Here is a 15,259-nt window from a genome sequence, read left to right as displayed (position 1 = left end):
ATTGTTCTTGCTGCGCATGCAACGAAACCCTTGCTGTTGTAAGTAGTTTTTACTTCTCAGATTTAATCGTATCCAATGTTTTGATTATTGTATTTTGAAACTTTTGGGATTCATCTTGATGAATTTGATGTCCAGAATTTTCAAATAAAAATAAATCTTTCTTTGGTGCTTTCAATTCCTCAAAATATTCTTTTGTAATTTTAGTCGATGTTTGAATATCGTTTTTGCCAACGAAAAAATAAACTGGACAGTCAACTTTCTTTAAAGTCTTTGGTAAATCAATAGTCATTACTTCGTTCCAAACAGGCGACCAAGTTTTTAACCATTGAAGAAAACCGTTTTTGAAATCATTACTTGTTGCATATTCTTTACCATCTTTATAAAAAAGCCACTTTCTTAAATAAAATAGGTCTTCATCAATTTTAAAAGGAATAGTTACGCTTGCCAATTCTTGACTGGCAAGAGAATTTTCTTTAAAATGAATTTTCAAAGTTTTGAGCAATTCTTTCTCACTCGCTAATTGACTGATAACAGGATTTACAGCAAAATAAGAATATAAGAGTTCAGGATGATTTTTAACGATATAAAAGCCTAAAACGTTTCCCCAAGAACTGCCTAATAAATATATTTTTTCTTGGTTTAACTCCTTTATTATAAAACGTATAACTTGATAGGTGTCCTTTTCCATTTGCTCAACTGACAGTTGGATTGGCGAAGGATTTAATTTCAATGTTTTTCCGGCATCTCTTTGATCCCATTGAACAATGGTAAATTTATTTTTTAAAATATTTGTAAAAGAGTCCGCATTTTTCATCATTGAGCTTCCAGGACCGCCAGATAAAAATAGAAGAACTGGCTTTTTTGAATCATCTGTTTTAATTTCCACAAACTGTTTTATTCCGCCAATTTCGGGTGTTAGAAGCGTGTCAATTTTACGTGAAATATTTTCAGACTTGAGTTCTTTTTTATTTTGCGAACTACATTCATAAGAGTGAAATAAGAGTGCTAATAGAAGTACTATTAATTTTTTTCGTATCATTTGTTAGGTTAGTGAATTCTTCAATTTTTGTTAAAATTATTTACAACGTTTAGCTGCTTGACAATAGTTATTTTCCTTTATTAATGATTTGGATTTTGGTATTCAGATGATCTCTTGTTAAGATTACAGCATTTGGTTTTCCATCGCTGAAATCGAATTGTAACAAGTTAGGATAATCTATAATTTTAAATGATCCATTTTTTAGATACACCAACTCATTGTCATTTTTTCCTTTATAATGTTCTAAAAACGGAGATTCTACATAAAGACGGTTATTCTTTTCTACTATTTTGGTTTCCATTTTCTGTCCATAAAGAAAATCGTCATAAGTTCCGATTAGTTTTTCTTTTAGACTTGAGGAAATTTCCTGAATGTCTTCATTAGGTGTTTTTTTGTCCCAGTCCATTAATGTCAGAATCGTTCTTTGCGTATTGCCCATCACAGGAAAACGATTGGGTTTTTCGCCATTGGCAAGAAATGCAAAGCCATTTCCATCTGTCATAGTAGCGCCAACATTGCCGCCGACTCCGGTATTGGAACCGTTGCACATAAACCAATCATAGTTATTGTAACCAAAAGACTTCTGCCATCCATAACTCCAGCCTCCAACAGCATTTTTTAAAACGCTTACTTCCGTTACTTTTTTTGCAACATTATGAGAAATCACTTTGTTATTTTTATTACGCAAGGCATTTTGTATCTCAATAGAAATTTTAGCTAAATCGGTCGGTGTAGACCATAAACCGGATGGTCCAACTTGTGGCGTGATGGGCAAGCCTGTTTTAATCACTTTTCCATCTTTATCGTGAACAAGAGCAACATTGGTCAGAAATCCATTTTCATTAGGCTGTATCATGGTTGTATTTTTCAAACCTAGAGGGGAGAAAATATGTTCGTCTGCAAGCGCTGCAATAGATTTATTTAAAGTGTCTTCTAACGCCATTTGGATAATTGTATAACCGCCACCGCTATATTGCCAATTGGTTCCTGGTGTGAACAAAAATTCAATTTCTTTATCGTATCTCGGTATTTGTCCTAAAAGACTTTGTGTTAATGTTGGAATTATTTCTCCTTCATAATGATCTTCAAATCCATCCTGAGTTGTTCCTGCGGTATGATTCAGAAATTGTTTCCAAGTAGGACTGTTATTTTCAGTAAACTTGCTTTTTGGCAAATGCCAGCGTTTTAGGTACTTGTCTATAGGATCGTCTAAATTGATTAATCCTTTCTCTTCAAGAATATGACAAAGAAGTGCTGTGATTGGTTTGGCGATTGATGCTGTAGAAAAAGCAGTGTTTACATTTATCTTTTCGTTAGAATTCGTTGATTTCAATCCAAATTGGTTGGAATAAACAATCTCGTAGTTTTCAAAAACAACAAGGCTAAATCCTGCCAATTTGTATTTTTCTAATTGTTGTTCAATATGTAAACTGTCCGTAAGAAAGCTATAGTCTCTGTTTTTTGTCAATACTTTATTGCTTGTTTGACAACTCGAAATTGCTACTAAAAGAATTAGTAAATAAATAGTGTTTTTCATTGTATCGTGTTTTAGGTTAAAAATTTATTTCGATACAAATATGTGGAGGAAATCAACGCTATGCGACCGAATAGAAGTATTCGAACGCATTTGTTTCAAAAAATAAGTACGAGTAGTTAAAAAAATAAGTACGAATAATTACAAAACATTGTTTTACAAACTTTTACGATAAGCAGTCGGTGTGTTACCTGTGTGTTTTTTAAAAGCCGTATTAAAAGAAGATTTTGAATTAAAACCTACATCGTATAGAATTTCTAAAATAGTTACCTTACTTTTTGTAACATCTTTTAAAATATCCATAGCATTCTCTATACGATAGGTATTAACAAAATCGTAAAAATGCTGCTCTAATTTATGATTAATCAAAAGAGATAAGTCGCGAACAGGAATTTCAATAGCAACAGAAATATCTTGAATAGTTATTGATGGATTAAGAAAAGGTTTTTCTTTTATCATATGTTGCTGCAATTTCAGTAATGCTGAATTGTACTCTTTTTCATTTACAGCTAATGGCGAACTATTTTTTTCTTCTAAAATAATATCGGAAACAAGTTTTAATTTTGAATCGATATTTCTAAATAAACCAGGATTATTTAATGCTTTAAATAAATACCAACAAACAATAAACATCTGAAATACTAGGCTACCAATTTTCATCCATTCAGAGATATATGGATAATCCGAAAATTTAAAAATGTTTTTTACAATGGCATTCGAATATAAAATAGTCAGTACAATCGTAAACTGAAACAACCAATTATAAGAATTAATACTGGTACCTGCATAATTTTCAAGATATAGTTTTTTTGCTTTTCTTAATAGCATAAAGACGGCAATAAAATAGATAACTATTTGAATATGTATAAGAATATGATTGAACTGTAGTTCTAACCTGCTTTGACGATTTATAATAAAATTAATTTTAGAAGCAACATCTACAGTGTAAAAACGAGGCAATAAAATGGCATTTGCAATTAAAAATGGAAGCAGATGTATGATGTATTTGGGTTTTAACTTAAAATCAGAATAACAAACCGATACTACATAGAGATAAAAAACAGGAATTTGTAAGAAAGCAAATGAACTTCTCAGCATTCCCAGATTTGAAGGACCATCAACCATTAAGTTAAACAAAGGTTCACTAACATCTATTGCCGTTATTATTAGAAAAAGGGCAAAAAGAGCATTACTTGTCTTGTGCTTTGTTTTAACTGTAACCAGAAAAAATGCAAGAAAAAATGAAATGAACAAGGAGATTACTGTCACAATTATTAATAAATTAATCTTATCCATTCCTTATCTTTTTTTGGTAGTATTACGGTTCATAATTATTGCAAACGTTTGGCCGCTTGGCGTGGTTGGGGGCTTATTACCAGGGTATTTTTGGCTGAACGGAATTATGATTAAAAACGGTAATTCCACTAAATCCGCAAATCGATTGAAACGTGTGTTACCCACAGGCATTTTAATCTCATTCCATTTATGTATCAAAGAGTGTCCATTAATTGTCTATATTTTTTGTTTGTCATATCTGTAAAGACCATAAATAACTATACCAAATATAATTTCAATTAAACCTCCTGTCAATGCAGAGGGAAAGCTGCCTGCTTCCATTTTAAAAAGAGTATAAGCTGCCAATCCCAGAATAGTTCCCAAAACCCAATAAAAGCGCATACCGTAAATACTTGCAAAGGTCAGGTATCGTCCAGCAATTATCATCAACATTCCTTGAAAAAACCATTCTACTTTAATCAGCGACAAACCATAAGCTAACGGAATACACATAATCATCCATATTGTACCTTCCATTGCAAGTTTTCCAAGAGGGTTATTCTTATTATGTCCTCCTTTAATACCTATTAGTTTTCCAATTAATGTTGCCATTGGAAAGATGAACATTCCTCCAATAATTAAAGTCCAGATCCCTTTTTGTGATGAATGGTAATTCACAATTAAGCTCGAAAATACCCAAACTATCCCTGAAACAAAAACACCGATTGAGCCGTAGCCGTAGCCATCTCTCATATCACCTTGAGCATCTTGTAAATTACCGATATTTAAATTTTTATTTGTCATAATTGCGTTAGATTTTTGAGCTTGTTTTTTGCTTGCTGGAACGTCCCGTGTCTTTGCTAAGTTTGGGAAACGATTAGCCAAATATATAAATTTAAGAGAAAGTTTACAAATACAAAATCGCCATTATTTTAAGCCTTAAAGCCCAAATTTCGCAAAGACACGGGACTTTGGCATTAATTTTAGATATTAAATTGATAATATAAATATCCTGGCAAATGTTCTTGCTTTACAAAACCAAAGTTTTCATAAATTTTTTGTGCAGAATAATTATCAATTGCAGTGTTTAATGAAATGAAATTTGCTCCATCATTTTTCGCAAAATTTAAAGCTGTATTTAACAATTTTTTTCCAATACCTTTTTTTCTTTGGTCTATTTCAACATATAAATCTCCAATATGCCAATTCTTTTTAGCGGAAACTGAAGAAAATTTTGGATACAACAGAGTAAAACCTATTGGCTTTGGATTTTCCTTTACGAACGCAACATAGATTTGTGCTTCATTTTGTTCTAAACATTCTTTTATATATGTTTTTGCAAGCTCAATATCCGAAGGTTGTTTGTAAAATATTCGATATTTATCAAATAGTTCAATTACGATTTCATTTTCTGAGGAATTAATTTTTTTGATTTCAATATCCATAATATAGTTTTCTCGATGCTTATTCCGTCTCGTGCGGCATGCTTGCCACTAACGTTCTGCGCTTGGCGTGGCTGGGGAGTTAATGACAGCGTATTTTCGACTAAACGAAATACGATTAAAAACGCTAATTCCACTAAATCCTCAATCTACCCAAACTGCTGTTGGCGGCTGGCATTATCGTTTGTTGGGTTCTAAATCCTTGTTTTTACTCTTCAAAACTTCAAACTCAATTAAATTAACTGGCTTAAGTAGAGGTTCCATTTTGGATGGATATTTCAGTAGCAATTCTTTCGGTCTAATTGGTCTTTTCTCAAATCCACCTCCGCAATTTGGGCAAACATTTTCTAAGAGATTGTCTACACAATCCTTACAATAAGTACATTCAAAAGTACAAATCATTGCTTCTTTACTTTCGTTTGGTAAAGATTTTGCGCAATGTTCACAAATAGGTCTAATTTCTAACATTCTTTCTTTATTTGTTATTCCACGAATAATAATTATGATCTAAGTCCATTGAAAATCCAGCTTTTGGATATAGTTTGTTTCCAACATCGTTTGATTTTGCAGTTTCTAAAACTATTCCACAAGAATTGGTTTCTATGCAAAGTTCTTTTGCTTTATTGATTAACAAAACCGAAACGCCAAGTCCTCTGTGATTTTTAACAACAAATAAATCATTCAAAAGCCAAAGTCTTTTCATCCTTGTCGATGAGAAAATTGGATACATTTGAACAAAACCAATTAAGTTGTTTTCTGGATTCTCAGCTACAAAAATCTCGGATTCCTTGTTTTTAATTCTTTCAAGCAGGAATTTCTCTGACCCTTCCAAGTCAGATTCCATTTCATAGAAAATTCGGTAGTCATTAAAAAGCTTGGATAAATTCTTAATGTCATTTAGTTCTATTTTTCGTATTTTCATATGTTTCTTATTGGTACGGATGCTTGTTTCTGCTTGTTGCCAACGTCAGTTCTCTCGAAGCGTCGGGATAAAAACCTCCAAACGAACTCAATTTTGTTAATTAGAAAGTAAATATATGGGATTTAAACTACAATCGAAATTCTTTCTGTAAAAAGTTGCGTGATGGTTTTTAAAAGAAAACAATTCGAACCCCAAAACACAAAGCCAATGCTTTTAGATATTGTTTTAAAAGTTTGTGGTCATTTAAATTAAAAATGCGGCGCAAAGCTTTAGTTTTATAATGCTTCATTTGGTTGCTCCATCTCACCCTACTTTATTGGCCCCTTAATATTTTTTTAGTTGTTGATCTTCCCCATTCTCTTCTTTTCATCTCATAATAAAAAAGAGGATTAACGTGCTTGTGTTTCTATTTGAATAGAATAAACAATTGGCACTGCCTTTTGAACAGATTGTTTGATTTTTTCCACTATCTCTCCTGAATCGTTATTCACGCTGTGACGTAAATGGATATCAAGGTGGACTAGGAGCTTCTCGCTGCCAAGGTACATCGTATCCAAAGAAATAATGCTATCAACCTCGGTGATCTTAAGAGCTGCTTGTTTGATACTCTGCTCTATATCTTCCGAAGCAGTTTTGCCTATAAGGTAATCTTTTACTCCCCATATCAGCAGCAAGGATGAAGCAGCAGCAAGAATCCCGATCAGTATGGCTCCTATCGCATCAAAATATTGGATGCCTACCAACTGATACAGGCTGAGAGATAGGAGTCCCACAATAGCTGAAAACGTACCGGCAAAATCAAGAATGAAGGTATTCTTGCTCTCAACATGCGTTGTTGATAAAAATATGCGAAACAATTTCGTAAATTTTTCCTTTCCCAGTAGCCTGCGCGAGCTCAATGATAAAGCATAGCCATTGGTGATAATGGAAATACACAGGGCAGCAAAGGCCCACACAATCTTTTCTACTTCTTCAGGATAAAGTAATCGCTGTACCCCAAAAAAAATGGATAAGCTCGCTCCGAAAACAAGTATGACAATCGCGGAGATCAGTGTCCAGAAAAAGAGTGCTTTACCATAGCCAAACGGATGTTTTTTGTTGGGTCTTCGCCTGGCAATACCAAGCCCTATAAGCAGAAGGCCGGAAGCCACCAGATCAGATAATCCTTCGAACGCTTCGGCAAGCATCACAACACTTCCCGTTACAATCATCACTACCACATTGAGGACGATATCCCCAAAGTCTACCAAGAAGGATGTCCATACTGCTTTACCTGAAGAAATTTGTTTCATAGTATGATAAAAATGCCACCGTCAATTTAACAGGCTTTCCCGACAAGTGTTATTTCTTTGGTCTTTTGTCTGGAGCCTATATCATTCCTGTGTGTTTACTCTTAATACATTAATTCTGTTATTTTTGCTATTGCACATAACATCAGTTCTCCCGAAGCGTCGGGATAAAAACCTCCAAACGAATCTAAATTTAACTAATTAAAAGGTAAATATATGGGATTATTTGAACTACAATTAAAATACTTTTTAAAACTATCACCAGTTCCGTTCAATACAGTTTTGATTGTTCGTGCTACACACGCAACGAACCCTTGCTGTTAGCGGTAGTTTTTTTATTTCGTTTCGATGTCAAATATTTTTTGTCCGTTTTCTCCTAAATAATGTTTTACCAAGTTTTCATAAACACTTGCGCCTGTATCAGAATTAGTAAAAATCAAAAGTCCTTGTTTTGTTTTAGGGAAAATAAACGCAATGGTTTGAACGCCTTTGTCTGAACCACCGTGCGACAAAGCATATTCTCCATTTCCTAAATCATAAATTTCAAAACCTAAACCAAAATGTTTCCCTCTTGTACTTGCAACCTGAGGTGCAATCATTTCATCAAATACTTTTGTTATCAGTCCATCGCTGTTCATTACACTTACCAAAAATTTTCCGTAATCTTCAATGGTCGTCATTAAATCATCGGCGGCATTGGGTGTTTTGTTTTTTACAGTTTCATAAGCATTTCCGTCTTTGTTATAACCAATGGCAAGTCTTGTGGTGTCCACATTTTTGTCCCAAACATATCTTGTATCATCCATTTTTAGTGGTTGAAAAATAAGTTCATCAGCTAATTGCTGTAAGGATTTTTTAAATTTTTTCTCCAATGCTTCTCTGAGATATTCAAATCCTTCGCCTGAATATTGGTAATTTGTTCCTGGGTCAAAAAGAAAATTGAGTTTTTCATCATCATTATTTCCTCGCCAATTCGGAAAACCTGTTTGGTGGCTTAAAATTAGCCTTGTTGTCAATTTTTTATTTCGAGAGTCGTTGGCAATGTCGGGGTCAATCCAATATTTATGAAGAGGCTCGTCCAAATTCCATTTTCCTAAACTTACTAACTTCAATGCTGCCATTGCGGTTACGGGTTTTGTTAAAGAAGCAACATTAAAAATAGTATTGTGAGGTGCAGATACACCTTTTGTAATTTCCCCAAAAACTTTTACTTGTTGTAGTTTACCATTTTCAATAATTCCTAATCCAAGTGTTGGAACGTTGTTTTGTTTCAACCACTTCTCAATTTCAACATCGTTATCAAAAATTGGATTTTCTGTTTTTTTATTTTCATAGGCTTGATGGTCGAAACTAAATGAGCTCGCCAATTTCCATTTGCCGTTTTCCAATTGCCAAACGTTGGTGAACTTCGCAATTCCGGGTTGGCTTTCCCGTTTTTCAGAAAATAGGTGTTCTCCATTATGAACTGCACCGTAAAGAATTCCATTTTTATAAAGCGGAAAAATTTCGGTACTTTCTTTTACTAAAAATCGTTTTACTTGGCGAGTTTCTGGACTTTTACAAAGTCCATTTTTTAAGTCGAAAAGAAATTTTGTTTTATCAGAAACTCCGTCTTTGTCGTGATAGAATTTTAAATTATTACTCAACAAATTTTCAAATTGAGAGATGTCGCAAGTGTTAAAACCTACATTAAAAAGCAAACTGTCTTTAGAAAGAATGGTTTTATAGAGGTCTGAATTTTTGTCAACCTGTGCTTTGCTGTTTGCACTAAAAATGATGGCGATGATGAAGCTTAAGAGAATCTTTTTTGTCATAACGAAATTTTGTTTTGCTCTAATTATTTTTTTTAGCAAAGGTTAGAAACTCATCTTTTCTATCCTAAAAAGCTCCCCGACAATAACCTGACAAAATCCCGACAAATTTTTATATCAGACTGAAATTCAGCCTGTAACGAAGTTTTTTATTTCTATCTATTTCTATTGCATTCCGAAGGACAATAAATACATTAGATAAAACAATTAGTATCATAATGATTAGGGTAAACTTGTTGCCGAGCTTTAAAAAAATGCCTAACATAAACACGATGGGTGCAATTATCGTCCAAAGTATTTGAACAGAAATGAGTTGCTTTGTTAAGATATTTTTTTGTTTCATCGTCAGCATCAGAACAAGCGGAACGAGGATGTTCAGTGGCGGAATTACGATAAATGGAATTGAGGAAAGGTTGATTAATTTTAGTGAGGAATAGTTAATCAAAACCGCTTCTTTGGATACTTCTTTTTCTTCAACAATCTCGGCTTTTTCTTGTTCAGATTCTTTGTAAACCAATTCGTCTTCTTCTACTTCTAATGCTTTTGCCAAAACTCGAAGTGTATACCCTTTTGGCTCTTTTCCTGATTCAATTCGCTGAATTGTTCTTACCGAAACCCCTGATTTTTCAGATAATTCTTCTTGAGTCAGATTTTGTAATTCTCTTATACTTTTTAATTTTGACATTCTGTGGTTTTAAAATTACCGCTAACTTGTATATACCAGCCATAAAATGGCTTATTTATTGTTTAGCTAATATATAGTTTTTTTATTACAAATCATCAAACGTACTTTTTATTTGTTGCATCCTTTTGGAGGGTAAAAAGCTAATGGCAAAAAGTCAGAACACTCTATGAGGCTTACATTTTATCCTTCATTATAAAACAAAAAAAGACACCTCATCAGCATCTTTTTGACCTCTTCCCCCTACTCTTCCAACTATCATTATAACTCCTATTCCACAAATGCTCATAAAACTTCCTTCTCACTTTTCACTTTTCACTAAATCCCTTTAGGCCAGGGGCAAAATGAAAATCGTAGTATCTTTATGACACAACTTCTAGATTTTCGGTTCCCTATAGGCTCGGGGTAAAACGAAAATTTTATAAGGAATTGAGATTTCCTCTTTTACCATGAAATCAAAAACTCCGTTTTTGACAAGTATTAATCCCAAATTTAGCGAAACTGCTGTTGTGTGAAGTACTTATCACTCTCTTGTTTTAAACTCAACTAAATAAGGTTTAAGCCTGATGTCTTGAATATTTCTAAAAGAACTGCCTATTACGAATTGATAATGACGATTGGGTTCAACTTCTACTTCAAAAGTGAAGATTTTGTTATTGTTGCTCCAACCAATTATTTTTCTAAACTTATATAAATATTCATTACCCAAAGGACCATAATCAAAACTTCTAAAATTTGGATTCATTTCTTGGGAGAAAGTTATGGAGAGTTGAATTACTCCTGCTTCTACTTTTTTACTGCCGTTTTTGAATGGTTTTATGGAAGCAATTTTGGGAGATATTTTATCAAGTTCATTTTTATAATAGGCTAATGGTTTATCAAAATAATCCGTTTTCTCTACAAACTTAATTAGTTCTTTTTCGTTGTTATAGTCCAATTCAATCATTTCTTTGACTGCCGTTTTTTTGTCATTACAGGCTTCATAATATTTCTTACAAATTGCATAACCAACAAAGTAGCCTAAATCTCGCATTCCAAATTGATTCTCTAGGCTGTTCATAATCCAATTATAAATGTTAGGTGAAAACATTTCCTTTTCGAATTCACGTTTTATTCTCTCTTCGTTTTTGTAACCATATTCAATTTGTGGATTTGGAGATTTCGTTTCCAATACGATTTCTGCCAAAAATTCAGCAACTCCCTCCATTATAGTCTGCGATAGAAGTGTAGTACCAATCGTTTCTTTTTGTTGTGTGTGAATATACTCGTGAATATTGAGAAAAACAACGTTATTGATTGGATTGGTATTAAAGTAGTTTCTCAAATGTGGGTATTGTTGGTCAAATTCGCTGGTTATTATAGTTGAATCTGTCAAAGCAATCTCACTCCCTATCAAAGACATACCGTCAATTGTAGTTCCTCCAGTTCTTAAAACACCTATTTCAAAATAAATATTCACAGGTTTTAAATTCGGATAAATTACCTTTAGCTTTTCTATACCTGCTTGTATTTCTTTTGAGAATTGATTCGATTTCAACGTATTATTACGAACAGAAGTCCAAAACTTGGGATAATTATTTATAGCATAAATGTATCCATCTGCTGAATACCTTCTTGCTCTCATAATGCCATTTAGCCCAGGAGTCCCTTTATCTATGTATAAGGTTTTGATTAAGTCTAATTGTTTCAATGAGTCTTTCTCTAAAACTATTTTGTCATACGCATTCCAAAAATTACTTATATCATCAGTAATAATTTTTTGGCTGAAACATAATGATGGAAGAAATAAAAGAATTAAAATTTTTAGTATTTTCATAATTCTCTGTTTTTAGTATGTCACACAAAGTCAGTTCTCCCGAAGCGTCGGGATAAAAACCTCCAAACGAACTTTATTTTATTGATTATAAAGTAAATATATAGGATTTAAACTATAATTAAATACTTTTTACCTGCTTCTGTTCCGTTCAACACGGGTTTCATTATTCGTGCTGCGCACGCAACGAAACCCTTGCTACTTTTTATTCTGTCCACAAGTTTCCGATAGAATAGGTTTTTGCTCGTCCACTAATCATAACACGGTCGCCCTTGTCTTCACAAAAGAGTTTTCCTATTCGTTCTGAAACTTGAAGTGCATAAAGTTCTTTTTTATTAAGTCTTGCCGCCCAAAATGGAATTAAAGAACAATGGGCTGAACCTGTTACAGGGTCTTCCAGAATGGATGCTTGAGGAGTAAAGAATCTTGAAACAAAATCACAGTTGTCACCTATTGCTGTCACAATTACACCACCTGGGTCAAGATTTATTTGGTCAAAAAACTGCCTGTCAATTTTAATATTTCTAACTTCAGTTTCGTTGTCATAAACCAAAACATAGTCTCTGGACTTAAAAACTTCTTTGGGTTTAATATTCAGTGAATTTTCAATAGTTTTTGGTAAAGTGTCTAATGATGGCATTCTCGAAGGAAAATCCATTTTGTAAAGTGCCTTATCAACCAAGACGGTTAAGTCGCCACTTAATGTTTCAAAAACAATTTTATCGCTTTTGTAGTTGAGAATTTCCTTTAAGCAATGTGCTGTTGCAAGAGTAGCATGACCACATAGATCCATTTCAATTTCAGGTGTAAACCAACGTAAGTGTATTTTGTCGCCCTTGTCTACGAAAAAAGCTGTTTCGGCAACTGCATTTTCTTTCGCTATTTCCAATAAGATGTCATCTGTTAGCCACTTTTCCAGAGGCACGACACAAGCTGGATTTCCACCAAAGGTCTTGTCTGTAAATGCGTCTATTTGATAAAGATTAAGTTTCATTGTGTTGTTCTTTTAAATTACTGTTAACAAATAGGGCTTAGTATTATGGCAATAGCCTACTTTCTCACATGTGTGTCAATTGCAGTTTCATCATTATATCTGTTTGCTCGTCATCTCCCATTTTAAAAATGTGTTTGTCAAACTCAACGAAACCATTTTTCTTATAAAAACGTATTGCTCTTGGATTTTCTTCCCAAACACCCAACCAAACATATTCTACATCTTTTTCTTTTGCTATTTGGATTGCTTTGTCATACAGTAATTGTCCAACGCTTTTTCCGTGAAACTCTTTGGACACATATATTCGTTCAATTTCAAGAGCTCTGTTGTCTTTGAGCTCAGTTTGTGATTCTCCAAAGTTGATTTTTAAGTAGCCAATTACTTCATTTTCAAGCGATGCAAAATAAAATTCAGAGTTTTTGACGTTAAGTTCCGCGGTTAGTTTTTCATTAGAAAATCCTTCCTCTAAATAGTTTTTCATATTCTCTTCAGAGTTTGATTCTGAAAATATTTCTTGAAACGTTTGTCTGCCAATTTTTTGCAATTGGTCAATCTCGTTTAGCTTTACTTTTGTTATTTCAATATTTGCCATTCTTTTTTTAGATATGCTTGTTCAAAGTTACCACCAACGTCAGTAGGTCTAATAACCACCATTTTATTTTTTTATATTCGGACCTATATGCAATTCTCAGAGACTTGTTTTAGATTTTTAGACAGTTTGACGTCGTCCCGCTGCTACAAGTGGTTTGGGACTAAATTAAGCCTTATATCCGGATTAACCAAATTCACACAAATCCAAAACCATTTTTACAATTCTTTACGGTTTTCCTCATTATTAGAAAAAATATAATAAACAAAAAAAGACACCTCTCAGCATCTTTTCTTATATAATCCCAGTGCAATAACAATTCAATTACAAACCCAAAAACTGGCATTCAATTATCCATACAATTAAACTTCGCTTTATATTCTTGGTATTCAGCATAGTCTTTGTCTTTTACAACAACTTTTTTCTTTCAATTCTTTCTTTTGCTTCGGTTAAAAGCAGATGTATTTTTTCTTCAAATTGCTTTTTGGGAGGCAAGTCTGTCCAATATTCGGCAACCATTATTCCGTCTTTGTGCATTTCGAGTAACTCTATTTGTTCTCTGCTGCTCTCAGCACAAAGGATTAGTCCTATTGGTGTATTTTCTCCTTCTTGTTTTTCGTATTTATCTAACCATTTGAGATACAACTCCATTTGACCTTTATGTTTGGCTTGGAATTTTCCTAATTTTAATTCAATGGCTACTAATCTTTTCAATTTTCGATGGTAGAAAAGCAAATCTAAATTGAAATCCTCGCCATCTATAATCATTCGTTTTTGGCGTTCCACAAACGTAAACCCTTTGCCCAGTTCGAGAATAAATTTTTCTAATTCATATAATATTGCTTGTTCTAAATCCTTTTCTAAATAAGCATTTCCTAAATTAAGAAAATCCAATAAATAGGGATCTTTAAATGTGTATTGTAGATCATCTTCCGATGGATTTGTTTGAATGTTTGCTATTGCGGCACGCTCAAAAGTTTTGCTAGCAATTTGTTTTCGCAAATCCCTAACGCTCATTAACTGATGGGTCACTTGGTGTGCGTAGAATAACTTAGCTTCTTGATTTTTGATCGGTATGATTGCTAAAAAATGAGACCAACTCAATTGTCGTGACAGTGTCACGACAATTTGCTTATCTGTAAATTGTTCAGCAAATTGCATCATTCGTCGAAGATTTTTTTCTTCAAAATTTCTTCCGTATTTGTTTTCCAATTGTGCCGACACCGTCGGCACAATTTGTTTACCGTATTCAGCACGCTTGTTTTGAAGTACAGTTTCATTGATACGAAAACCAATTTGCCAAAAAAGCAACGTTAAAACACTATTATTTTGAACAATAACTTGCTGCTGGCTTTGTTCCACAAGTAGAGATAACTCGTTGAGTAAATCGGTTTCAATAATTGTTATCTCATTTATTTTTCCTGCCATACTATTATTTCTTGAGCATTTGTACTAAAAAATTATTATACTTCTTTTGGATTTAGTTACAGAGTCTTTTATTGAAGAGAAACCAATTCTAACAAGAAAACATTAGAATCCAGTAACATATACAAACATAGTAAAAAACAACGGAATGTATCACACAGCATCTTTTCCAATGTAATCCCTATCGCAATCACAAATCTACAAAGCGGGCATTCGATTAGCGGAAGTATTAAACTCCGCTTTTAAGTTATAGAAGGCAAACTTAAAATTCAGAAAACTATGGGATTTATTTTTCCTGTTTTAAAACCTCGCTTAAAAAGGTTTAAATGCACTGCCCCCAAAAAGTTAGACACTATTTGGGGTATTTTTATGGAAAGAAAATCAAAATATGATTATGCATTTAAGAAAGAATGTGTTGAGTTAGTTTTAAATAATGGCTATTCA

At 33.2% G+C, this 15,259-nt stretch carries 14 protein-coding genes; all 14 read right to left on the bottom strand.

Annotation, left to right across the window (positions count from 1 at the left end; translation table 11 throughout):
- Positions 1-49: 49 nt before the first annotated feature.
- Positions 50-1,039, bottom strand: a complete 990-nt coding sequence (locus ACNQGX_RS10385; protein WP_417975984.1) for an alpha/beta fold hydrolase — start codon at positions 1,037-1,039, stop codon at positions 50-52.
- Positions 1,040-1,106: 67 nt separating this feature from the next.
- Positions 1,107-2,576, bottom strand: coding sequence for a serine hydrolase domain-containing protein (locus ACNQGX_RS10380; RefSeq protein ID WP_417975981.1), 1,470 nt, complete (start codon positions 2,574-2,576; stop codon positions 1,107-1,109).
- Between the two features lie 153 nt (positions 2,577-2,729).
- Entirely contained in the window at positions 2,730-3,869 is a 1,140-nt protein-coding gene (locus tag ACNQGX_RS10375) for a helix-turn-helix domain-containing protein (protein ID WP_417975979.1), read from the bottom strand.
- Positions 3,870-4,085: 216 nt separating this feature from the next.
- Entirely contained in the window at positions 4,086-4,733 is a 648-nt protein-coding gene (locus tag ACNQGX_RS10370; RefSeq protein WP_417975976.1) for a DUF7010 family protein, read from the bottom strand.
- Between the two features lie 98 nt (positions 4,734-4,831).
- Positions 4,832-5,293, bottom strand: a complete 462-nt coding sequence (locus ACNQGX_RS10365) for a GNAT family N-acetyltransferase (RefSeq protein ID WP_417975974.1) — start codon at positions 5,291-5,293, stop codon at positions 4,832-4,834.
- A 174-nt stretch (positions 5,294-5,467) separates the two neighbouring features.
- Positions 5,468-5,758 (bottom strand): DUF1272 domain-containing protein, encoded by a 291-nt coding sequence (locus ACNQGX_RS10360; RefSeq protein WP_417975972.1) that lies wholly within the window; start codon positions 5,756-5,758, stop codon positions 5,468-5,470.
- Between the two features lie 7 nt (positions 5,759-5,765).
- Positions 5,766-6,212, bottom strand: a complete 447-nt coding sequence (locus ACNQGX_RS10355; RefSeq protein ID WP_417975970.1) for a GNAT family N-acetyltransferase — start codon at positions 6,210-6,212, stop codon at positions 5,766-5,768.
- Positions 6,213-6,601: 389 nt separating this feature from the next.
- Positions 6,602-7,504, bottom strand: a complete 903-nt coding sequence (locus tag ACNQGX_RS10350; RefSeq protein ID WP_417975969.1) for a cation diffusion facilitator family transporter — start codon at positions 7,502-7,504, stop codon at positions 6,602-6,604.
- Positions 7,505-7,836: 332 nt separating this feature from the next.
- Complete coding sequence (locus tag ACNQGX_RS10345; RefSeq protein ID WP_417975967.1) at positions 7,837-9,315, bottom strand: serine hydrolase; 1,479 nt, start codon at positions 9,313-9,315, stop codon at positions 7,837-7,839.
- Positions 9,316-9,424: 109 nt separating this feature from the next.
- Positions 9,425-9,997 carry a helix-turn-helix domain-containing protein gene (locus ACNQGX_RS10340; RefSeq protein ID WP_417975965.1) on the bottom strand — a complete coding sequence of 191 codons (573 nt, stop codon included), beginning with the start codon at positions 9,995-9,997 and terminating at the stop codon, positions 9,425-9,427.
- 520 nt (positions 9,998-10,517) lie between these two features.
- Positions 10,518-11,810 carry a DUF2268 domain-containing putative Zn-dependent protease gene (locus tag ACNQGX_RS10335; RefSeq protein ID WP_417975963.1) on the bottom strand — a complete coding sequence of 431 codons (1,293 nt, stop codon included), beginning with the start codon at positions 11,808-11,810 and terminating at the stop codon, positions 10,518-10,520.
- Between the two features lie 202 nt (positions 11,811-12,012).
- Positions 12,013-12,801: a PhzF family phenazine biosynthesis protein gene (locus ACNQGX_RS10330; protein ID WP_417975961.1), complete on the bottom strand. Its 789-nt coding sequence runs from the start codon at positions 12,799-12,801 to the stop codon at positions 12,013-12,015.
- A 64-nt stretch (positions 12,802-12,865) separates the two neighbouring features.
- A complete protein-coding gene (locus ACNQGX_RS10325) occupies positions 12,866-13,393 on the bottom strand; it encodes a GNAT family N-acetyltransferase (RefSeq protein WP_417975959.1) in 528 nt (175 codons plus the stop codon).
- Between the two features lie 405 nt (positions 13,394-13,798).
- Positions 13,799-14,818, bottom strand: a complete 1,020-nt coding sequence (locus tag ACNQGX_RS10320; protein ID WP_417975957.1) for a PDDEXK nuclease domain-containing protein — start codon at positions 14,816-14,818, stop codon at positions 13,799-13,801.
- Positions 14,819-15,259: the final 441 nt, after the last annotated feature.

This window comes from Flavobacterium glycogeni, assembly GCF_048286775.1.
GTDB lineage: Bacteria > Bacteroidota > Bacteroidia > Flavobacteriales > Flavobacteriaceae > Flavobacterium.
The sequence above is the reverse complement of the archived record's forward strand: the minus strand, read 5'-3'. Positions and strand labels throughout refer to the sequence as shown.